The 20651-nt window shown below is 70.4% G+C and carries 19 protein-coding genes; 8 read left to right on the top strand and 11 right to left on the bottom strand.

The window, feature by feature from the left end; all coding sequences use genetic code 11:
- Positions 1-113: 113 nt before the first annotated feature.
- Together AB0D18_RS23230 and AB0D18_RS23225 are read right to left on the bottom strand one after the other, a co-directional pair.
- The gene (locus AB0D18_RS23230; RefSeq protein WP_362421609.1) at positions 114-500 is read right to left on the bottom strand and encodes a VOC family protein; all 387 of its coding nucleotides are present in this window, start codon (positions 498-500) and stop codon (positions 114-116) included.
- A gap of 145 nt (positions 501-645) precedes the next feature.
- Positions 646-1659 (bottom strand): helix-turn-helix domain-containing protein, encoded by a 1014-nt coding sequence (locus tag AB0D18_RS23225; protein ID WP_362421606.1) that lies wholly within the window; start codon positions 1657-1659, stop codon positions 646-648.
- Between the two features lie 155 nt (positions 1660-1814).
- On the opposite strand from AB0D18_RS23225, the gene AB0D18_RS23220 reads away from it, so the two are divergent.
- Positions 1815-4673: a M4 family metallopeptidase gene (locus AB0D18_RS23220; RefSeq protein ID WP_362421603.1), complete on the top strand. Its 2859-nt coding sequence runs from the start codon at positions 1815-1817 to the stop codon at positions 4671-4673.
- Between the two features lie 132 nt (positions 4674-4805).
- On the opposite strand, the gene AB0D18_RS23215 is transcribed toward AB0D18_RS23220, so the two are convergent.
- Complete coding sequence (locus tag AB0D18_RS23215; protein ID WP_362421600.1) at positions 4806-5630, bottom strand: lysozyme; 825 nt, start codon at positions 5628-5630, stop codon at positions 4806-4808.
- A gap of 162 nt (positions 5631-5792) precedes the next feature.
- Here AB0D18_RS23215 and AB0D18_RS23210 point away from each other — a divergent pair, with 162 nt between their 5' ends.
- On the top strand, positions 5793-6290 hold the full coding sequence (locus AB0D18_RS23210; protein ID WP_362421597.1) for a MarR family transcriptional regulator: 498 nt from the start codon (positions 5793-5795) through the stop codon (positions 6288-6290).
- Positions 6291-6450: 160 nt separating this feature from the next.
- On the opposite strand, the gene AB0D18_RS23205 is transcribed toward AB0D18_RS23210, so the two are convergent.
- Positions 6451-7230 (bottom strand): protein phosphatase 2C domain-containing protein, encoded by a 780-nt coding sequence (locus AB0D18_RS23205; protein ID WP_362421594.1) that lies wholly within the window; start codon positions 7228-7230, stop codon positions 6451-6453.
- 319 nt (positions 7231-7549) lie between these two features.
- Here AB0D18_RS23205 and AB0D18_RS23200 point away from each other — a divergent pair, with 319 nt between their 5' ends.
- Genes AB0D18_RS23200 through AB0D18_RS23180 form a run of 5 tightly spaced genes read left to right on the top strand, consistent with a single transcriptional unit; the run spans position 7550 to position 13343 of the window.
- Complete coding sequence (locus AB0D18_RS23200) at positions 7550-10507, top strand: nitrate- and nitrite sensing domain-containing protein (protein WP_362421591.1); 2958 nt, start codon at positions 7550-7552, stop codon at positions 10505-10507.
- Positions 10504-10983: a roadblock/LC7 domain-containing protein gene (locus tag AB0D18_RS23195; protein WP_362421588.1), complete on the top strand. Its 480-nt coding sequence runs from the start codon at positions 10504-10506 to the stop codon at positions 10981-10983. The genes AB0D18_RS23200 and AB0D18_RS23195 overlap by 4 nt, the downstream gene beginning before the upstream one ends.
- Entirely contained in the window at positions 10980-11414 is a 435-nt protein-coding gene (locus tag AB0D18_RS23190; protein WP_362421585.1) for a DUF742 domain-containing protein, read from the top strand. The genes AB0D18_RS23195 and AB0D18_RS23190 overlap by 4 nt, the downstream gene beginning before the upstream one ends.
- A complete protein-coding gene (locus AB0D18_RS23185; RefSeq protein ID WP_362421583.1) occupies positions 11395-12084 on the top strand; it encodes an ATP/GTP-binding protein in 690 nt (229 codons plus the stop codon). The genes AB0D18_RS23190 and AB0D18_RS23185 overlap by 20 nt, the downstream gene beginning before the upstream one ends.
- A 14-nt stretch (positions 12085-12098) precedes the next feature.
- Positions 12099-13343: a styrene monooxygenase/indole monooxygenase family protein gene (locus AB0D18_RS23180; protein ID WP_362421580.1), complete on the top strand. Its 1245-nt coding sequence runs from the start codon at positions 12099-12101 to the stop codon at positions 13341-13343.
- Here AB0D18_RS23180 and AB0D18_RS23175 read toward each other — a convergent pair.
- From AB0D18_RS23175 to AB0D18_RS23145, 7 genes are all read right to left on the bottom strand, one after another.
- Positions 13340-14683, bottom strand: a complete 1344-nt coding sequence (locus AB0D18_RS23175) for an NlpC/P60 family protein (RefSeq protein ID WP_362421577.1) — start codon at positions 14681-14683, stop codon at positions 13340-13342. The two genes, AB0D18_RS23180 and AB0D18_RS23175, sit on opposite strands and share 4 nt — an antisense overlap.
- A gap of 101 nt (positions 14684-14784) precedes the next feature.
- Complete coding sequence (locus AB0D18_RS23170; RefSeq protein WP_362421574.1) at positions 14785-15093, bottom strand: hypothetical protein; 309 nt, start codon at positions 15091-15093, stop codon at positions 14785-14787.
- 46 nt (positions 15094-15139) lie between these two features.
- Positions 15140-15868: a helix-turn-helix domain-containing protein gene (locus tag AB0D18_RS23165; protein ID WP_362421572.1), complete on the bottom strand. Its 729-nt coding sequence runs from the start codon at positions 15866-15868 to the stop codon at positions 15140-15142.
- A gap of 82 nt (positions 15869-15950) precedes the next feature.
- Complete coding sequence (locus AB0D18_RS23160; RefSeq protein WP_362421569.1) at positions 15951-17366, bottom strand: RodZ domain-containing protein; 1416 nt, start codon at positions 17364-17366, stop codon at positions 15951-15953.
- Between the two features lie 195 nt (positions 17367-17561).
- The gene (locus tag AB0D18_RS23155; RefSeq protein WP_362421566.1) at positions 17562-18134 is read right to left on the bottom strand and encodes a MepB family protein; all 573 of its coding nucleotides are present in this window, start codon (positions 18132-18134) and stop codon (positions 17562-17564) included.
- A gap of 165 nt (positions 18135-18299) precedes the next feature.
- The gene (locus tag AB0D18_RS23150) at positions 18300-18935 is read right to left on the bottom strand and encodes a hypothetical protein (RefSeq protein ID WP_362421564.1); all 636 of its coding nucleotides are present in this window, start codon (positions 18933-18935) and stop codon (positions 18300-18302) included.
- Complete coding sequence (locus AB0D18_RS23145) at positions 18932-19567, bottom strand: RNA polymerase sigma factor (RefSeq protein WP_362421561.1); 636 nt, start codon at positions 19565-19567, stop codon at positions 18932-18934. The genes AB0D18_RS23150 and AB0D18_RS23145 overlap by 4 nt, the downstream gene beginning before the upstream one ends.
- Before the next feature lie 348 nt (positions 19568-19915).
- On the opposite strand from AB0D18_RS23145, the gene AB0D18_RS23140 reads away from it, so the two are divergent.
- Complete coding sequence (locus AB0D18_RS23140) at positions 19916-20608, top strand: DUF4232 domain-containing protein (protein ID WP_362421558.1); 693 nt, start codon at positions 19916-19918, stop codon at positions 20606-20608.
- The last annotated feature ends 43 nt before the right edge of the window (positions 20609-20651 follow it).

Raw genomic sequence — 20651 nt, 5'->3', positions numbered from 1 at the left:
GCGCGGGGCCCGGGCTCTTTTTTTTTTTGTGGGGGGGGTGGTGTTTGCTGTGCCGGCTGTGGTGGGGGGGGCGGCCGTCCCCGGGCCGCGCGGCCCCCCCACCTGCGTAACGACTAGAAGCCGCCGTACGGCACGGTGATGATCTCCATGCCGTGGCCCGAGGGGTCGGGGAAGTAGACTCCCCGGCCGCCGTCGTTGTGGTTGATCTCGCCCGGCTTCTTGCCGTGCGGGTCCGCCGTGTACTTCAGGTCCTTGGCTTTGATGCGGCCGAAGACCTCGTCGAACTCTTCCTCGGAGACGAGGAACGCGTAGTGCTGCGGGAAGACTTCCTGCGTGGGCGGGAGCGTCGCGAAGTCGAGATCGACGCCGTTCGCGAGAGTGACCTGAACGAACGGGCCCCAGGTGACGCCCACTTCGAGGCCCATGATGTGTGCGAAGAAGTCCGCGGACTCCCGGTTGTCACGGGAGAAGACGATCGTGTGATTCAGCTGTACAGACACTGTGGAATGCCTCCGTAGGGCAAACTCACGGGCTACCTCCACGCCCCACCCGGCCGGTGGCCGACGCGCGATGCCGTCCGGCGAGGTTAGGGGAGCGGTGGGACGGATGTCCAGATCGACTTTCAGCCCGTCCGTCCCACCCGTTTCAGGCCAGCCACCCCCTTGTCGCCGCCTGTGCCCCCGCCTGGAAGCGGGTCTCCGCGTTCAGGGCCGCCAGGAGGCGGGTGATGCGGCGGCGGGCCGTGTGGACGTGCACGCCAAGTCGGCGGGCTATCGCCTCGTCCTTGAGTCCTGCCGCCAACAGGCCGAGTAATTCCCGTTGTTGGCCGGAGACGGGGTCGGCGGTGGGCCCCGTACCGCCGCTGCTGCCCAGCGGAATGGACCGGTCCCACACCGTCTCGAAGAGCGGGAGCAGGGCGTTGCGGAGCAGTGCGTCGCCGACGACCAGGGCGGAGGCGGTCGGGTCCGCCGACTCCGAGGGCGGCAGCAGGGTGATGCGGTGGTCGATGCCGATGAGCTTCGTCGGCACGCCCGAGGTGACGCGGGCCCGCAGCCCGCGGGCCGCCAGCGCGGTCAGGGAGCGCATCCGGCCGGGGAGGCCCAGGCCCTCCCGGTCGATGACCGCGCGGACCGTGATGCCCCGGGCGAGAAGGGCCTCGATGTCCAGGGCGGGCGGCCGGTCGGGATGGTCCGCGTCGGCCTTCGCGTAGGGGGGACGGTCCAGGATCACCACTTCCTGTTCGGCGGAGGCGAGGAGCGACTCGGCGCGCTCGCCGATCTGGCGGTGGCCGGTGACGATTTCGATGCCGCCCTCCGACGCGCTCTGTGAACCTGCCGTGAGGCGGCCCGCGATGCGGTCGGCGGACATCATTAACTGCTCCAACTCCGCTGACCGGATATGGAGTTCGGCTTGACGTCGGTGGATGAGTGTGCGGATCGCGGCGGCCGGGGCGGCCGGGCGAGGTGCCCCGTCCGTGGCGGGGACGGTGAAACCGGATACGGAGAGGCTGGTCAGGGCCTCGTCGATCCGCAGAACGGGGACTTCCAGGAGTCTTGCCAACTCGCTTGCGCAGGAGGCCTGTTCCTTCAACAGGGCCTCGTAGACACGTCCCTCGACCTCACCCAGGCCGAGGCTGTGCAGTTCTTCCCCCTCGATCATGGGCCGGATTCTTTCGTGTGCACACCATGCACACAAGTGTGCGTGTCCACATCTGAACACACAGGAAACATTGCCGACTTGAACACACAGCGACTTGCATGGTCGTGCTCAAGAGCTCCATGACCAGAGCTCGTCCGTACCGTGGGAGGGAAAGCGTGCACAACACCCGAGTGCGTGCAGCAAGACATGGCATCACAAGTGCCGGTATATCCAAGGGGGTTGCCGCGACGTTCGCGGCGGCAGCCCTCCTCGCAGGCGTCGTACCCACCGCGCAGGCCGCACCCGTGGCGCCGGCGGCGCCCGCAGCCGAGGTGATCCCGGGAACCGACACAGCGACCCCGGCCCTGGTCGACGGCATCAACGAGCCCGTGAAGGCGACCGGCAGCGCCGCCGACGCGGCCGTCGGCCACCTCGCCGACAAGCAGAGCCGGTACCGCATCGGCAACCCCAAGGGCGACCTGCTGGCCGTGGGTACGCAGGCCAAGGGCGGCACCGAGACCGTACGCCTCCAGCAGAAGTACAAGGGCCTCGACGTCCTCGGCGGCCAGTACGTCGTCCGCATGGAGAACAAGGCCGGAAAGCGTTCCGTCGTCGGCACCTCGGGCAAGTACTTCACGAAGCTGGCCACCTCCACCACCGCCTCGGTCTCCGAGAAGACCGCCGTCGAGCGTGCCGTGGCCGCCGTGAACCGCGAGCTGAACGGCAAGAACCTCAGCAAGAAGGACCTGCGGAAGGCCCAGGGCCAGAAGTCCAGGGCCGCCACCGCGCTCACCGGCACCGCGGGCAAGCTCGTCGTCCTCCCGCAGGGCAAGGGCGTCCTGACCCGCCAGGTCACGGTCAAGGGCAACCACCCGGTGACCGGCGAGGCCGTGCTGCGCCAGGTCTACATCGACGCGAAGGCCGGCTTCCCGGTCCTGCAGTACAGCAGCATCAAGACGTTCGGCACGAAGCAGGCGAAGGGCGCCGCCCCGAAGGGCGCCGCCCCGAAGGGTGCCGCCGCCGCGAAGGCCCCGGTGAAGGCGTTCGGCCCCGGTGACGCCACCGGCACCGGCGTCAAGACCGACGGCACCAAGGTTGACCTCAACCTGTACTTCGACTCCTCCCGCAAGGAGTACACGCTCAGCGACTACGTGCGGATGCAGGGCAGCAGCAAAAGCCCCATCACCACGTGGGACGCGCGCGGCGTCGAGGCCGACGACGCGGGCGGCAAGTGGCCGGCGGGCATCAAGGAATTCGGTTCGCCCGTCCAGGCCTTCGGCAAGGACGCCACCGACGCGGGCGCCATCGACGCGCAGTGGGCCGGTACCCAGGTCTACGACTACTTCAAGTCGAAGCACAACCGGGACAGCCTCGACGGCCGCGGCATGACCATCAACTCCCTGGTGGGCGTGACGAACGGCGGCCAGCCGTGGGTCAACGCCTTCTGGGACGGCCAGAAGATGGTGTACGGCGTCGGCGACGACGAGTACAAGCCGCTCGCCTCCGACGTCGACGTGGTCGGCCACGAGATGACGCACGGCGTCGTCGAGAACACCGCCAACCTGGTGTACGTCGGCCAGTCCGGCGCGCTCAACGAGGGGCTGGCCGACTACTTCGGCAACGCCATCGACACCAACGCCTCCGGCACCGCCATGGACGACCCGAACTCGGGCCTCCTCGGCGAGAACCTGTGCCGCACGCTCCCCGCCCGGGACTGCGCACTGCGCGACCTCAATGACGGCCGCACCACCTCCAAGGACTTCCTCGGCGTCTCGTACGACGTCGACAACGGCGGTGTGCACCTCAACTCGACGATCTTCTCGGGTGCCCTGTGGGACATCCGCCAGGACCTCGACAAGGACCTCGCCGACCGGATCGTCTACAAGGCGCTCGCCGAGTACCTGACCCCGCTGGACGGCTTCACCGAGGGCCGTAACGCGATCGTCGCCGCCGCCAAGGACCTGGGCGCGACGGCGAAGGAACAGAACGTCATCAAGCGTTCCTTCAACGCCCACGGCATCGTCCCGGGCTGGGAGGACGCGCTCGGCGTGGACTCCGACACCCTCCTGGGCAAGCTCAACACCTCGGGCACGGGTGCGGGCGCGGGCGGCGGCTGGTACGCCGTGTCGAAGTCCAACGACGACGGCTCCGAGCCGTACTCGATCTACGCGGGCCGCACCGACGGCAAGGGTGCGCCCAAGCTGATCAGCCCGAACGACGGCAAGTTCCACGTCTACCCGGCGACCGACGGCAAGAACGTCGTCTGGGCGGCCTTCGGCACGACCAGCATCGACGTCATGGTCCGCCCCGTCGCGGGCGGCCCGGCCAAGAAGATCTGGTCCTCCTCCACCAACCTCCAGGGCCTCCGGATCGACGGTGACCTGGTCGTCTGGGAGGAGAGCGATCCGTTCGGCGGGCGTCACGCCGCGTACAAGAACCTGAAGACGGGCGTGCAGGCCTACGTCGACGGCGGCCGCTACCACCTCAGCTCCGCGCTGCCCTCCGTGAAGGACGGCAAGGTCGCGTACGCCAAGCTGTGGCCGGTCAACGGCGAGTACAAGCTGGACGTCGAGGTCCTCGACGCCAGCACGGGCAAGACGAACGTCCTGCCGCAGAAAGCGGTCGTGAACAGCCTCGGCCAGACCGGCATCTCCCGGACCCATGTCTCCTGGCTGGTCGACGAGATCGAGGACGCGGGCCAGATGGCCGTACGCCGTGCCAACCTGGACGGCAGCAAGCTCTACGACCTCAGCCCCGAGGCCGGCGCCAAGGCGCTCTTCGCCCTGGACCTGACCGCGTCGGAGGAGGCCGTGACGGTCGGGGCGTTGCTGCCCGACTCGGTGTACCGCAACGAGACGCTGCCGAAGCTGTGGCAGTTCGACGCGGCGGGCACCCGGGAGGGCGAGAGGGTCTCCTGCAACCGTGGGGACCAGTCGTTCGCGGCGGCCGACACCGGCAAGCGGGTCGTCTGGATCGACGGCACCACGAGCAACACGGACCTGGTGGTCCGGGACCGCGCGGCGGGCCGCTGCTGACGGCTCTCGCCTTCGCCTTCGCCTTCGCCTTCGCCTCTCGTGAACCCGTGAACCCGTGAACCCGTGAACCCGTGAAACTGGACCCCCGGTGCTCGTTGCGCCGGGGGTCCTGCACGTTCTTCCCGCTAGCCGTTAGCCGTTGGCGAGGGCCTCCACGCGGTCGATGGCCCCGTTGAACCTGTTGTGGTCGCCCACGATCGGGCCCGACGAGGTGTACTGCCACATCGTGTACGTGCCCCAGCCGGCCGGGAGTTCGCCGACGGTGGTGTTGTAGCGGGCCACCCACAGCGGGTTGCTCGCGCCGAAGCCCGAGTAGTTGCCCGTGCAGCTCTTCCACCAGCTGGTCGCGGTGTAGATGACGGCGTCGCGGCCGGTGCGGGACTTGTAGGTGGTGAGGAAGTCCCGGATCCAGGCGACCATCTGGGACTGCGTCTTGCCGTAGCACTGTGCCCCGTACGGGTTCCACTCGATGTCCAGCGCGCCGGGCAGCGTGCGGCCGTCGCGCGACCAGCCGCCGCCGTTGCCCGCGAAGTAGGTGGCCTGGGTGGCGCCGCTGGAGCTGTCGGGCAGGGCGAAGTGATACGCCCCGCGGATCATCCCGCTGTTGTACGAGCCGTTGTACTGCTGCGCGAAGTAGGGGTTCTTGTAGCCGGTCCCCTCGGTGGCCTTGGTGTAGGCCCACTTGACCCCGCTGGTCCACAGGGCGGCCCAGTTGACGTTCCCCTGGTGGCTGGAGACGTCCACGCCCTCGGTCTGTACGGCGAGGGGGGTGGTGGACGGGGGCAGTGGGCCCTGCCCGTCGTGCTGGACGACGCCCATGCCCATGTGGGCGGAGCCGGGCGGGGGCGTTGGGGGAGTGGGGGGAGCGGGGGCCGCGCCGACGGCTCCTGCTGCTCCTGCTGCTCCTGCGGTGAGCGTCAGCCCGAGTGCGGCGGCTGCCGCGACGGTCACTGCCACGGATCTTGCTCTGAGCACGTGCATTGCGTGCCTCCGAAAGATCGACAAAGCGACTGAAGTGGCCTTGCCGAACGAAAGCTACGCACGTAGACCGGTGGGACGGAAGAGGGCCACTGCGCCGACATTGGTCCACACCTGCGAAATACTGGACGAACTGCGGTGATGCCTGCCGCTGAAAGTTTCCGGACCGGCGCGGAGCCGGTGGCGGAGTCGACAGGAGAGGTCATCGTGGATCAGGAATTCCTCGCGCTGGAGCGGGAGCTGGCGCTCTTCCTGCGCAGGGCGCGGGCGTCGTCGGGGGTTCTGGCCCGCGAGGTCCACCCCGAACTGGAGCCTGCCGCGTACGGCCTTCTCGTCCGCCTGGACGAGGTGGACCGGCAGCGGGCCACGGAACTGGCGGCCTGGTTCGGCGTGGGCAAGGCAACGATGAGCCGGCAGCTCCGGGCGCTGGAGGAGCTGGGACTGGTCGCCCGCGAGCCGGACCCGGCGGACGGGCGCGCGTCGCTCGTCCTCCTCACCCAGGAGGGCCGGGACCGCTTCCGCCGCGTCCGCGACGCACGCCGGGCAAGCTACGTCCAGAAACTGGCGGACTGGGACCGCACGGAGGTAGCGGAACTGGCCCGCCTCCTCAACCAGTTGAACACGCGGGCGGAGGGGTAGGGCGGGGGAAGCCCCGCTGCCCAAGGAGGCTAGGAGGCTAGCGGGCTGAGGGGCAGGCAGTTAGGGGCGCGGGGAACTGCGCGACCAGCCACGACGCACCCGACGAAGCCCACCGCCCCACCGCCCCACCACGACGCCCCCGCCCGCCGCCCGCCGCAGGCTAAAGCTCCGCGTACACGACCGCCGCATCATCGTGCCGCTTGCCCCGGCTCACGACCTCCCCCCGCTCCAACTCCCGCACCCGGTCGATCAGCCCCTGCGCCCCCTCCTTCCGCAGCACGCCCATGCAATCCCCCCAGTCCCCGGCCCCGAACGTGTCCACCCACCGCGTCACCCCGTCCGTCATCGCCGCCACCGCCCGCACCTCATCCCTCGGCGTCTCCCCGACGACCGCCCTCCCCGCGACCCCGGGATCCGCCGCCGCCGTGAAGAAGCCGCCCTCCGCGTTCCGGTAGACGTCGGCGGTCGCATGCGAGCGGAGTGCTTCCCTGGGCACCCGGTCCAGCCGGTCGTCCAGTACCGCCCGTACCACCCCGTCCGCCCCCTCCACGAGCAGTGCCGAATCGGAAAGCACCAGGTGCTCGACGGTCGCCGCCCCCCAACGCACCATCACCACGGTTGCCTGAGGCGTACGTACGTGAGAAAGGTCACAGGTCTCCCGGTGGGCGTCCGCAGTCCGTGAAATCGCGTCGGCCAGCACTTCCGAGAGGGTCAATTCCGGCCGGGACCCGGACAATTCGATCAGCGCGCCGCCGAGCCGTGCCGTGAACCACGGCACGGAGTGCACGCACCCCGTCTCGCTCGGTGGCGGGGTCACCCCGTCCAGGACGACGAGGGTCCCGCCCTGGCCGGTCGGCCCCGCCGCAGGCAGCGCCACGGACGTCCAGTCCTCGTTGGGGCGTTCGGGATCTCCGGGGGCGGTGGCGAGTTCGATGCGCATGAGAGCCAGTCTGCCGGACCCCGCCCGGCCGCCCCCAGAGGCGCGAATTGGCCCATACCAGCAGGTCAGTAGCGCGTCAGCTGCCTGCTTTTGGATGGAATGATCCATTCCGGGAAGCTGCGGGGGTGCATCCTGCCAAAGCCCGCACGGAACTTCCAACCGGCGCACCGAAAGGGCGGCTGACGGACCGTGACGGAACTTGTTCGCCAACTCCCGAGTGATGTTCACTCGTTCGGGTGGCGGAGCGGTTGATGCACGCTTCCCTCCCCGGGGGCTGGAATGGTCGAAGACCTCGGCCACCTGGGCGGACGAACCAAGAATGCGAGCACCGGTGCAGAACAAGCGGCCTCGGGGCGGCAGCGTCAACAATGAGGGCCTCCAGAGCGAGCAGACCTCCGGCGCCCCCAAGCAGCCACGCCCCAAGCGCGTACGCAACCGCCTCGTCGCCTCCGTGGCCGCCGTCGGCATCGTCGTACTGGCGGCCGGAGCCCCGGCCCTGATCACCGCCTCCGACGAACTGACCCGGTCCCAGAACCTGCTGGACCTGTCCGAGCTCAACCGGCAGGCCCTCGCCCTCGCGCACTCCCTCGCGGACGAGCGCGACGAGACGACCGCCCGTGCGGCGGACCCCGCCTCGGCCGAAGCGAGCGCCAACAGCCGCGACAAGGGCACCCCGCAGGGCGAGCGCACCTCCCGCGTGGACCGCCAGATCGCCGAACTCACCGCGTACGACGCCGCCGATCTGCCCGCCTCCGTACGCACCGCGATCGCGAAGATTCCCGCCCTCCGCCGAGCCGCAGACAGCGGCCAGACCGGAAACGGAAGCGGAACCGGAAGCGGAAACGGATCCGGAAGCGGAAATACGGGACCCGGAAGCGGAAGCGCGAATGGGTCCGGTACCGCCGGGACCACCCCCCTCGACCTCCACAAGGCGTACTCCGCCGTCCTCGACGAGCTCCGCAGCCTCTCCCGCGACCTCGCCCGCAAGACCCCGCCCCGCGCCGGCGGCTCCGGCCCCGCGCCCGCAACCCTCGGCAACGCCGTCGAGCAGGCCGCCGCCACCCGCGGCCTGCTGCTCGCCGCGCTCGCCGTGCCGCGCGGCGAGTCCAAGCTCCGCCTCGACCCGGCCACCGGGCTGCTCGTACGGAGCGAGAGCGGCAACGGCAAGCAGGTCCGCGACGCCCTCAGCGCCGCCGCCCAGCAGGCCCGCCACCGCGAGCAGGCCGCCCTCGCCGACTTCGCCCTCGCCGCGCCCGCCAAGGACCGGGACTCCTTCGCCGCGACCGTCAGTGGCCCCGAGGTCAAGAGCGCCGAGCAGTACCTGAACACCCTCACCGACCAGCCGGTCCTCAGCACCACCGACCGCCGCCTCAGTGCGGAGAAGGTCGATGCGGCGCTGACCGCCCGCGTCGACCGGATGCGCGGCGCCGAGGCCGCCCTCGCCTCCGCACAGACCGAGAACCTCGCCGCCCTGCGCGACGACGACGTCTCCGCCCTCGAATTCCGCATCGGCCTGCTCGCCGCCTGCTTCCTGCTGGCCGTCGGCGTCTCCACCGCCGTCGCCCGTACGCTCACCCAGCCGCTCGCCGTGCTGCGCCTGGGCGCCGCCCGCCTCGCCGCGGCCCCCGAGACCGAGGAGCCGGTCCGTTACACCGGGCGCAACGACGAGTACGCCCAGGTCGTACGGTCCCTCAACAGCCTGCACAGCAAGCTGCTCGACCTCGGCGCCCGCACCGAACAGCTCGCGGGCGACCGCACCCACCTGGTCGGCCAGCGCGAGACCCTCGACGCCCAGCGCCGTACTCTCGCCGACGAGAACAGCCGGCTCGCCGCCGAGAACAGCCAACTCGCCGCGGAACAAGCCGAGTTGCTGGCCCGCGAGCAGGACGCCACGGCCCAGCTGACCGACCTCCGTGCCACCGTGCACTCCTCCTTCGTCAAGCTCTCGCTGCGCACCCTCGGCGTCGTCGAGCGGCAGCTCGCCGTCATCGAGACGCTGGAGGAGCGCGAGCAGGACCCGGACCGCCTCGCCACCCTCTTCAAGCTCGACCACATGGCGACCGTGATGCGCCGCCACGGCGAGAACCTCCTGGTCCTCGCGGGCACCGAGCACGGCGTCGCGCACACCGGGCCCGTCCCGCTCGTCGACGTGCTGCGCGCCTCGATCAGCGAGATCGAGCGGTACGAGCGGGTCACCCTGCAGGCACTCCCGCCGCACGCCCAGGTGGCCGGGTACGCGGCCGACGACCTCAGCCACCTCCTCGCCGAACTCCTGGAGAACGCCACCTCGTTCTCGCCGCCGGACGCGCACGTCCAGCTGTCCGGCTGGCTCCTGGAGAGCGGCGAGATCATGCTGTCCGTTCAGGACGAGGGCATCGGCATGGCCCCCGACCGGCTCACCGACCTCAACTCGCGGCTGTCGCAGCCGGCGACGTACACCCCGGTGGGCGACGGCGAGGGCCTCGGCCTTCAGGTCGCCGCGCTGCTGGCCGCCCGGCACGGCGTACGCATCCAGCTGCGCGAGCAGAAGCAGGGCGGCACGACGGCCGTCCTGGTCCTCCCCAAGGCGCTGCTGCCGGCCGAGCCGCCCGCCGTGCCGATGGGGACGGAGGTCCTGCACCAGCTGCCGGGCTCGGTCGCCGAGGCCAACTCCAACACCCTGCCGGGCCGCGCGGCCCGACCGGAACCGATCCCTGCAGCCCCGGCTGCCCCCGCGGCTCCTGCCGTCGACCCGCTGATCGCGGTCGCCGAAAAGGCCGTAGCGGAAGCGGAAGCGGAAGCGGAAGCAGAAGCGGAGGACGGCGAGCCGCAGGGCGACCAGCCGCAGAGCGACCAGCCGCAGGGCGACCAGCCCACCCGGGAGATCCGCCTCCCCAAGCCTTCCCCCGCCCCGGAGCCGACCACCGAGCCTCTCGCCGAGCGTCTCACCGACAAGGGCCTCCCCAAGCGCACCCCCAAAATCGTCAAGCCGGCGGCCGACGCCACGCCGCAGCGCTCAGGCGGAGTTGACGCCGACGCACTGCGCCGTCGCCTGGGCGGATTCCACCAGGGAGCGAAGAACGGCAGGCGGGACGTCGAAGCGGAGATCGCAAGTAGTGGTAACAACGGGGATCACGGGGTAGACGGGGAACCCGGTGCCGAGACCAGGAGCACGACCGGCACCACCAGCATCACCAGTACGACCAGTACGACCAGCACCACCCATGGCACGACCAAGACCGACAGGACCAACCGGCCCGACACCGAGGGGGACACCGTCGAGGAGGCACGCAGTTGACCGCGCCGATCACATACGGGCTGAGCAGTGAAGCCCGTAATCTGCACTGGCTGTTGACGAATCTGGTGGAGGAGGTGCCCGGCCTCGTCTCGGTCGCCGTCGTGTCCTCGGACGGGCTCCTGCTGCTGTCCTCGGACCCTGACCACATGCTCGTGGACTCCGCACCGGCACTGGTGAGCCCCAAGGGCTCCACCGCCGACCTCGCCACCATCGTCTCCGGCCTCGGCTCCCTCACCGTCGGGGCCGCCGGCCTGATGGAGGGCGGCGGCGTCAAGCAGACGATGGTCGCCATGGAGCACGGCAGCCTGTTCGTGATGTCGATCAGCGACGGCTCGCTGCTCGGCGTGCACGCCGCACCCGACTGCGACATGGGCATCGTCGCCTACCACATGGCGCTCTTCGTGGGTCGCGCCGGACACGTCCTCACCCCCGAACTCCGCAGCGAGCTGCGCAAATCGCTGGAGAGTGCCAGTTGATCCCGCAGAGCTCTCCGCCGGCCCCGTCCCGTCTGCCGATACGCGGCGAGGGCCGCCGGCCCGCCCGCGTCCGCCCGTACTCCCTCACCGGGGGGCGGACGCGGTTCACGCACGTACTCCTGGTGGAGACGTTCGTGGCGGCCCTCGACACCCCCGCCATCGAAGCGTCGCCCGAGCGGCCCGAGCTGACCGGCCGCACCCCCGGCAGGCGGGTAGGCCCCGAGATGCAGGCCATCGTCGAGCTGTGCCGCCGGATGCGTACGGTCGCCGAGATCGCCGCTCTGCTGAAGATGCCGCTGGGTGTAGTCCGGGTGCTGCTGAGCGACCTGGCCGACCAGGGAAAGATCCGCGTGTACGGAACCGGCCACGGCGCCGGCCGCCCCGATCGCGCACTGCTGGAAAGGGTCCGCAATGGGCTCCGTCGCCTCTGAGGCCACCACTCCCGGACAACGTCCGGCTCCTGAGCCGGCTCCGGTTCGCGGACAAGACCCGGCTGCCGAACAGGATCCGGCCGCCTGGCAGTTGGACCACACCCGCGCCCCCACCGCCACCAAGATCGTGGTCGCGGGCGGCTTCGGCGTCGGCAAGACCACCTTCGTCGGCTCGGTCTCCGAGATCACCCCGCTCAAGACCGAAGCCGTCATGACCACCGCCAGCGAGGACACCGACGACCTGTCCGCGACGCCGGACAAGACGACGACGACCGTCGCGATGGACTTCGGCCGGATCACGCTCGACGACGACCTCGTCCTGTACGTGTTCGGCACGCCGGGCCAGCAGCGGTTCTGGTTCATGTGGGACGACCTGGTGCGCGGCGCGGTAGGCGCGATCGTCCTCGCCGACACCCGCCGCCTCACCGACTGCTTCCCGGCGCTCGACTACTTCGAGAGCTACGGCCTCCCGTACATCGTGGCCGTCAACCACTTCGAGGGCACCGAGAGCTACGCGAGCGAGGACGTCCGCGAGGCGCTGTCCGTGCCACCGCACGTACCCGTCGTCATCATGGACGCACGCAGCCGCATCTCGGTGGTCGAGACCCTCCTCGGTATGGTCTCCCACGCCCTGGACGCCACCCCCGCCCCACAGCTTTTCGCCGAGTGAAAGAGCCCCACCCCATGCGGAAGATCCTCATAGTCGGAGCCGGTCAGTCCGGCCTCCAGCTCGCCCTGGGCCTGCAGTCCAAGGGCTACGAAGTCACCCTGATGTCGAACCGCACGGCCGACGAGATCCGGGCCGGCAAGGTCATGTCGACGCAGTGCATGTTCCACACCGCCCTCCAGCACGAGCGCGACCTCCAGCTCAACTTCTGGGAGTCCCAGGCCCCGCGCATCGAGGGCGTCGGCGTCTCCGTCGCCGCCCCTGACGGCTCCCGCCCGATCGACTGGGTGGGCAGGCTGGACGGCTACGCCCAGTCCGTCGACCAGCGCGTGAAGATGGCCGGCTGGATGGACACCTTCGCGCAGCGCGGCGGCCAGCTCGTCATCCACGGCGCGGCAGTCTCCGACCTGGACTTCTTCTCCCGTACGTACGACCTGGTGCTGGTCAGTGCCGGCAAGGGCGAGCTGGTCCAGCTCTTCGGCCGGGACGCCGACCGCTCCCCGTACGACGCCCCGCAGCGCGCGCTCGCCGTCGCGTACGTGCACGGCATGGGCCCACGCCCCGAGCACCCCGACTTCGACGCGGTCCGCTGCAACCTGGTGCCCGGCGTCGGCGAGCTGTTCGTCATGCCGACCCTCACCACCTCCGGCCGCGCGGACATCCTCTTCTGGGAGGGCATCCCGGACGGCCCCATCGACGCCTTCAAGGGCGTCAAGGACCCCTCCGAGCACCTCGCGCTCACACTGGAGCTGATGGAGAAGTTCCTGCCCTGGGAGTACGCACGCGCCACGAACGTCGAACTCACCGACGCCAACGGCACGTTGAGCGGCCGTTACGCGCCCACCGTGCGCAACCCGATCGGCCGCCTCCCCGGCGGAGGTGCCGTCCTCGGCGTGGCGGACGTCGTCGTCGCCAACGACCCGATCACCGGACAGGGCTCCAACTCGGCCTCCAAGTGCGCCGCTTCGTACCTCGACTCGATCGTCTCGCACGGCGAGGGCGACTTCGACGAGACGTGGATGCAGCGCACCTTCGACCGCTACTGGGACACCGCCCAGCACGTCACCAAGTGGACCAACGCGATGTTGGGCGTCCCGCCGGAGCACGTCCTCAACCTGATCGGTGCGGCCGGTCAACTCCCGCCGGTGGCACAGCGGTTCGCGAACGGCTTCAACGACCCGGCCGACTTCGAGAACTTCTTCTACGAGCCGGAGAAGACGAACGCGTACCTGGCCTCGGTCGCGGAGTCCGCGAGCGCCTAATCCGGGGCCTGCTCCGCCCCGTACCCCGCATCGGACTCGTTCCCCTCCACCGTGCGTCCCGTCGGCAGGTCCTGCGGTACGTACGAAGGGAGCGGGGCCAGTGCGGGGTCGGGGCGGACGGCGCCCAGGACCGGGTTCGACGCGAGCGGCGACACCTTCACATGGGCGCCGGGGCGCGGCGCCTGCACGACCTGCCCGTTCCCCAGGTAGATCGCCACATGGGTCGCCTTCGGGAAGTAGATCACCAGGTCACCGGGGCGCAACGCCGAAAGCGGCACCCTCGGCAGCTCCTTCCACTGCTCCTGACTCGTGCGCGGAATGGTCCGCCCGGCCGCCGCCCACGCCTGCTGCGTCAGCCCGGAACAGTCGAAGGACCCCGGCCCCTCCGCACCCCACACATACGGCTTCCCGAGCTGCCGGGTCGCGTACTTTAGCGCCCGGTCGCCCTCCCGCGAGGGCGCGCGCGAGGCCCGTACGCCACCGGGCCCGAAGGCCCCCGAACCGAGCAGCTTCCGCTGCGCCTGGTCCACCGAGCGGGTCTCCAGCGCCGCCAGTTCCGCCAGCTGGTCGGCGCTCAGTGCGGCCAGCGCCGCCTCGACCTTCTTCAGCCGGGCCTGCACGGCGTCCCGTTCCTTCTTCTGCTTCGCGGCGAGGGTCTGCTGGACGTCCAGCGCGGCCCGCGCCCGCGTCGCCAGGTCGTCGGCCCGCTTCTCGCTGCTCTCCAGCCGGGCCACCTTCACCGCCCGGTCCGCCGCCGCCCGGCGCAAGGCGTGGCCCTGCATCAGTGCGTGCTCGGGATCGCTCGACGTCAGCAGCCGTACGAAGGAGGAGTAGGCGTAGTCGCCACGCCCCTTGTACTGCTCCCGGGCAAGCTGCCCGGCGGCCCGCCGGCCCTCCGCGAGGGTGACCCGCGCCTTCCCCAACTCGTTGCTCAGCCTGACCACTTCGGCCCGCTGGGCCTTCAGCTTCTCCTCGGTGGCGTTGAAGGCCTCGGTGGCCTCCTCGGTCTGCTGGTACAGCTTCTGGAGATCGCCGAGCAGCTTCCCGACACCGGTACTTGCGCCGACAGCGTCACCGTCACCGGTACTCGCGCCGACGGGATCGACGGCCGGAGCGCTCGGTCCGACGGCCGGGGTGCTCGGTTCGACGACCGGAATGCTCGGTTCGACGGCCGGAGTGCTCGGTTCGACGGCCGGGGTGCTCGGTCCGACGGCCGGAGTGCTCGGTTCGACGACCGGATCCGGGTCGCCCGGTGCGGCGTACGCGCCTCCCACCGTGCCCGTCGCCCACACGGTCGCCGCCGCCGCGACCACCACGGCGGTCCTGAGCCGTCCTGTCACACCATCACCTCCGGGTACCACGCCGGACGGAACGCCCGGCTCCTCCCGATGGTGCTCCGATGACGGCCCGTCAGCCCGGCAGGTGGGCGGGGCGGCGCAGCTCAGTCACCCGTACCGGTCGAAGATTGTCCGCCCCCGGCGTGGCGCGTGGACTTCGACCAGGGCCACTTCGGACTCCACGGCTCCCGGCCCTCCGCCACGTACACGTACTTCCAGCCGCGCTGCAGCCCGAGCCGCTTGCTGTACCCGGCCGGCCGGCGCTCGTACGCGTACACGGCCGGCGCACCGCCCTCGGCGTCCGGCACCGGCACCTCGTACCACTTGGGCGGATTGCCGGTCGGTCCGGTCAGGACGTCGAGGGCCTGGCCGTCCAGCGGCCCGCCGACGAAGGGGGTCTTTTCGCTTCTCACGCTTCCAGTGTCACAGGCTCATCCACTCGCCGTTGTCCGGCCGGGCTCACAGCAGATGCGCGGCCTCCGAGATGACCGGGACCACCCGCCGCGCCAGCACGCCCGCCGCCCCGTCGGAGGTCTCCAGCGCCAGCGCCTCCCGTGTCACGTCCGCCGCCTGCGGATCCGTCGCCGAGGTGGCGATGAGCAGCGCCATGAAGTGGTCGACCATCCAGTCCCGCAACTCGGGCAGCGGCGGCTGCTTGCCCTCGTCGAGCCAGATCAGCGAGGCGGCCTCGACTGCCGAGATCCACGTCCGGACCATCATCCGCAGCCGGGGCCCGGCCGTCGCAGTCACCCCCAGATGCAGCAGGATCTGCTCGGCCGCGGCCCGCCGCACCCCGTCCACGGTGGCGGTGGTCCGAGACGTCTCCACCACACTCCCGCCCTGCAGCAGCGCACTGAACCCGGCGTCGTGCGTGTCCACGAACCCCAGATACCGGTCCAGCGCACTCGCCAGCCGCTGGGTGAGCGGCCCACTCTGCGGCTCGGCGAAGCACAGCTTCAGCTCATCGGCGGCGGACCCGAGCGCCACCTCGTACAACTGGACCTTTCCCCTGGGGAAGTAGCGGTACACCAACGGCCGGGACACCCCGGCCGCCTCCGCCACGTCATCGAGCGACACGTCCTCGGGCGCCCGGTGCGCGAACAGCGACAGCGCCGCACCGATGAGCTGAAGGCGACGCTGTTCCACGCTGAGACGGCGGTACGCGGGGGAGGAAGCGGCGGTGGTCATGTTTCGCAGCGTAATCGGGTGGTCGGCGGGCGGAGTCGGTGGTGTGGAACTCCTGTGCATCGAGCTGCCCGCCGGCCGGGCCCTAGTAGCGCTTCGTATACGTCAAGCGCTCTACCTGACCTGGCTGGCCCCTTTCGATCTTCTTGCCGTTGACGACGAGCTGGACGGCGCTCGCGTCGCCGAGGACGAGGTCGATTCGCTCCTTGTCCGTGAAGGTCTTGGTCTCGCCCTGGTGGAGCATCCCGTCGAAGAGCAGTCGGCCGTGGGATTCCTTGGCCGAGATCCAGCTGTCCGGGCCCTTGTGGCTGATCAGCACCGTGACCTTGTCCCTGTCCCTGTCCCCGCCCTTGTCCTTGTCCTTGGGCGAGTCGGCGGTCGGGCTGTCTGCGGGGGTGGGTGCCGGGTCGGCCGACGACGCTCGCGGCGACTGCGGTGATTGCGGCGCGGAGGCGGGAGGCCTGCCGGGGGTGTCGTCCTTGGTCGCGAGGTAGACCGTGCCGCCGACGAGTGCACCGATCCCGACCGTGACCGCGAGTGCCACGGAGACCATGCGCCTGCGGGAACGCCCGGCCGGGGTGGGCGGGGCAGTGAAGGCGATCTCGGTACTGGCCGGACCGCCGCCCTTCTCGGCCCGGTCCCCGGAGACCAACGGTGTCGTGGGAACGTGCTCCGCGGGGGCGGCCAGGGTGGGCGTGGACGGGTCCGAGCCGGGTGCGAACAGGTCCAGGAGCCGGTCCGGGGTGGGCCGGTGAGCCGGGTCCTTGGACAGGCAGGCGGCAACCACGGGGCGCAGGTCCTGCGGCACCGCGGACAGGTCCGCGGGCTCGTGCACCGAGCGGTACATCAGCCCCATCGGCGTACCGGCGCCGAACGCGCTGCCGCCGGCTGCCGAGACCAGGACCGCACCGAGCGCGAACACATCGGCGGCGCCGCCGACTTCGAGGCCCTGCGCCTGCTCGGGCGCCAGGAACCCGGGAGTACCGAAGGCCGTGCCGGTGGACGTCAGCCGGGTGGACTCCACAGCCCGCGCGATACCGAAGTCAAGGACCCGCGGGCCGTCCTCGGCCATGATGATGTTGGCCGGCTTGAGGTCGCGATGGACGAGGCCGCAGGCGTGGATGGCCTGCAGCGCCTCCGCCAGGGCGGCACCCAGCAGCCTCAGTTGGTGTCCGCCCATCGGTCCCTGGTCCGCGAGCAGCCCGGACAGCGTGGGTCCCGGAATGTACGCAGTGGCCAGCCAGGGCGCCTCCGCGTCCGGGTCGGCGTCGACAACCGGCGCCGTGTGGAATCCGCCGACCTTGCGGGCGGCATCGACCTCGGCCCGGAACCGCTGACGAAAATGAGGATCAGCGGCCAACTCGGGGCGCGCCACCTTGACGGCCACGGCACGACCACCGCGTGATCGTGCCAGATAGACCATCCCCATACCGCCGGCGCCCAGTTCCCGCTCCACGGCGTACACACCGATATGCTCCGGCAGTTCCACTCCGAATGCCATGCGCTGCCCGCCTCCCCTCGCGATACGCGCGCCAGTATGGCCGAGCCTTTTGGTCCGGGACACGGCGCCCTGTTGGCTGAGGCCGGGAGGGGGCAGCACGAAGCCGCGCCCACCAGGCGTGATGCAGGCAATGCGCGTGATCGTCGGCCAGGTGATCAGTGAGCGTGCGAGGGGCCAACCGGTCTTGTGGTGGTGTCAGCTCCCGTCCTGAGGGTGGTAGAGCTTCTGGGCGCGGGCCAGGTCGACAGGCCCGTCCTGGTGCAGGTGCAGGAAGAAGTCCAGCTGCCACGCCTGCGCACTGCCGGCCTGGCGGTTGGCAGTGGTCACCCAGGGAGGGTAGACGCGGAAGGCTCGTTTCCCGCCGGAACCGTTTGCTGATACGACACCGTGCCGGCGGAGCGCGTCCATGGGAAAGAGGAACTGGCCGAAGCGGTGATGGTCACGGGTGCTGATGACGAAGAGGTCGACGGGGTCCGTGGCGTCGAAGGGCTGGATGGGCCCGGCCGGGGACCTCTTCCAGACGGTGACGAATTGGCCGACCTTGGTGGGGGTCGTCTTGGCTGCGCGGAACCGGACGGAGAGGCCGTCAAGGGTGAATTCGTGGGCGGCGTAAGCGGCGCCCTCGGCTTCGGGCACCGGCTGCGAGCAGGTGAACCCACAGGGGTCGTAGACGAGCGTCTTCGCCGCAATGAGATCTCCGTGGGCCGGGGCGGTGTCCGACCACGGTGGGGGACGGAGATCGGACGGGTGGTCGCGGTTCGTCGTCATTCGCCCACCCTGCCACGGGTGCTCGGGCGCAGTCGGCTCGGCTTGGGGGCGCCTCTCTCGTCGAGTCGTTCCGCCTGCTGACGGTGTGCAGTTCCACGCACCGCAGGCATGGGCCGACTTCATCACGGACGTACGGCGCTTGATCTGAGCGGCAGTCCAGGCGTACTACCGGTCTGTCAGGCGGGCGAGTCCCAAGCTCGGGCAGGTGCGCCGCTCGTCGCCCGGGAAGACGGCGGCCTGCCCGTCGCTGAGAACGCACGCGGCGAGCGGGGGAACCTTGCCCCGGCCCGGGGTCGCGGACGGAATGACGATGGGCTGTTTCCAGCCTGAAGTGTCGACGCTGCCCGAAGGGTTGATCAGGCCCGCCTCCCACAGCCGTGCGCAGGTACGCACCGCGGCTCCGACCGCGTTGCTGGGGTCCCTCTCAAGCCCGCCGTCCTCCGGCATCGCTTCGGAATGGGTCGTGGGCCCCTTGAGCGAAGCCGTCGGGAAGCATCGGACCAGACCAGTAGCCTCTGCGGGTGTGTCCGGGAGCAGCCGCTGCGCGGCGACTGCCCCGCCGCCCAGGGCGAGCAGCACGATCGGCGCGATGACAAACCGGGACCGGGCCCGGCTGCGGAACCGAGCCGGTCGTTCTTGTGCCTCGATGTGACTCATCAACCGTTCCTCCAGCTGGAGTTGACGGTCGTGGGGGAGAACCGGCGAGTCCGGCGCGGGGAGCAGTCGGGCCAATTCCGCAAGGTCGGCTTCTGTGCGGCCGTACGTCTTGCGGGTGCCGCGTCGCCACGGGTGCAGATTCATCGGTTTCGCCCTTCAGCCGACCGGGCCGCACCGATGCGGCCACCCTGTACTTGTCCGCGACTCGCGGCCGGTTCCTTCCGTACGCCCGCCAGTTCTTCCGCGGCCAGCTTCCGCAGCCGGGTGCGGGCCCGGGACAGCCGGGAGCGGACGGTGCCGATGGGTACGCCCAGCGCTTCGGCGGCCTCTGCGTACCCCAGCCCCGACCACACGCACAGCGTGAACACTTCCCGATCGGCGCGCCGGAGCCGTGCCAACCCACGCTGGGCTGCGGCCAGTTGATCGGCGTCGGCAATGCGTTTGACCAGTTCCTCGGCGAAGTCGGGGGCGGGCTCGACGGCGGGCAACCGGGTCATGGCCGCCCGGTGCCGACGGATGGCCCGGTTCGTATTGCGCAGCACGTTCGTGGCGATGCCCATCAACCAGGGCCGCACGCTCTCTCCCTCGTCGCGCAGCTTCTCGCGCAGCCGCCACGCTTCGAGGAAGGTCAGCGATACGCAGTCCTGGGCGGTGGCCCAGTCGCCGCAGTAGCGGACGGCATGGCCGTACACCAACGGAGAGTGCTCGCGGAAGACTTCCCGGAACGCCTCGGGGTCGCCGGCCCGGATGCGGGCGTGAAGAGAAGAGGGGGTCACGTCATCAGTTGTCCGCAACCCCCGACCGAGTTCCAGTGATGCGGGTCACGCGGCGAGGCGGGTTGAGGAGGGCATGCCACCGGTTGGGTCAAGATCCGCCGGGTTACAGGTCTGTCCCAGCGGTTGCCGGTTGCGAACAGGTGTGCAGACGGGAGTGGGGCCGATACAGGCGCGGTGTGCCCGGTGGAGGCGTGCTTCGTGGCTGACTGTGCGTGTAACAGGGGTGTATTAGGGGGTGGTTGGGAGGAACGGTTCACCGGGTCGGGTGGGTCCTGGTGGACAGAGACGCTCGCTCGTACCGACCCGTACCGAGCGGCTGGCACCCCCACCGATGCTGAGGAAATAACGATGCGCGTTCACAAGCTCACCTTTGCCGCCCTGGCCGTTGCCGCGGGTCTCTCGCTCACGGCCTGCCAGAACGGCAATGACGTCACGGGGCAGAAGGACCCGTCGACCGCGCCCACCGCGCCCTCGTCCAACGGCGGTTCGGGCGCGGGCGGTTCGGGTCAGGACGGTGGGAAGGATTCCGCAGGGAAGGACTCCGCAGGGAAGGACTCCTCGGGGAAGGACTCCGCCGGGAAGGGTTCGGCCTCCGGGTCCGGTTCCCACGGGGGCAGCAAGGTCGACAAGTGCCGTACCGACGGGTTGAAGATCACGGCGGCGGACGCCACCGTCGGGGGCGACGCCGAGAACACCGTCGCCGTGGAGCTGAAGAACACCGGCGGCAGCGACTGTGCGATCTCCGGGTACGCGGGCGTCGACCTCAAGACCAACTCGGGGGCGCTGTCTGCGAAGCGCAGTGGTGAGCCGGTCGTTGCGGCCATCCTCAAGAGCGGCGAGTCGACGTACTTCGGCATCCACTACCCGGTCAACAAGTCGGGCGGCTCCGGCGTCCGCATCACGGGCCTCGTCGTGACCCCGCCGGACGAGACCAAGTCGGTCACCCTCGCCTGGCCGGGCAGCGGCACGCTGCCCGTCACGGAGGGCGGCGGCTCCCAGGTGAAGATCGGCCCGATGGGCAGCGCGGGCCAGGGCGGCTGACCCGCCCATGCGGCGGGCGGTGCGGTCCTGTCCTTTTGGCACC

It is taken from the genome of Streptomyces sp. NPDC048442 (assembly GCF_040651475.1).
In the GTDB taxonomy this organism is placed as follows: domain Bacteria; phylum Actinomycetota; class Actinomycetes; order Streptomycetales; family Streptomycetaceae; genus Streptomyces.
This window is presented reverse-complemented; position numbering and strand designations above follow the sequence as displayed.

Excerpts from the sequence above, each read along its gene's own strand:
- AB0D18_RS23225 (WP_362421606.1), bottom strand. The coding sequence starts at position 1,659 with ATGATCGAGGGGGAAGAACTGCACAGCCTCGGCCTGGGTGAGGTCGAG.
- AB0D18_RS23160 (WP_362421569.1), bottom strand. The coding sequence starts at position 17,366 with ATGGCATTCGGAGTGGAACTGCCGGAGCATATCGGTGTGTACGCCGTG.
- AB0D18_RS23140 (WP_362421558.1), top strand. The coding sequence starts at position 19,916 with ATGCGCGTTCACAAGCTCACCTTTGCCGCCCTGGCCGTTGCCGCGGGT.
- AB0D18_RS23185 (WP_362421583.1), top strand. The coding sequence starts at position 11,395 with ATGGGCTCCGTCGCCTCTGAGGCCACCACTCCCGGACAACGTCCGGCT.
- AB0D18_RS23200 (WP_362421591.1), top strand. The coding sequence starts at position 7,550 with ATGCGAGCACCGGTGCAGAACAAGCGGCCTCGGGGCGGCAGCGTCAAC.
- AB0D18_RS23205 (WP_362421594.1), bottom strand. The coding sequence starts at position 7,230 with ATGCGCATCGAACTCGCCACCGCCCCCGGAGATCCCGAACGCCCCAAC.
- AB0D18_RS23150 (WP_362421564.1), bottom strand. The coding sequence starts at position 18,935 with ATGAATCTGCACCCGTGGCGACGCGGCACCCGCAAGACGTACGGCCGC.
- AB0D18_RS23210 (WP_362421597.1), top strand. The coding sequence starts at position 5,793 with ATGCCTGCCGCTGAAAGTTTCCGGACCGGCGCGGAGCCGGTGGCGGAG.
- AB0D18_RS23165 (WP_362421572.1), bottom strand. The coding sequence starts at position 15,868 with ATGACCACCGCCGCTTCCTCCCCCGCGTACCGCCGTCTCAGCGTGGAA.
- AB0D18_RS23180 (WP_362421580.1), top strand. The coding sequence starts at position 12,099 with ATGCGGAAGATCCTCATAGTCGGAGCCGGTCAGTCCGGCCTCCAGCTC.
- AB0D18_RS23155 (WP_362421566.1), bottom strand. The coding sequence starts at position 18,134 with ATGACGACGAACCGCGACCACCCGTCCGATCTCCGTCCCCCACCGTGG.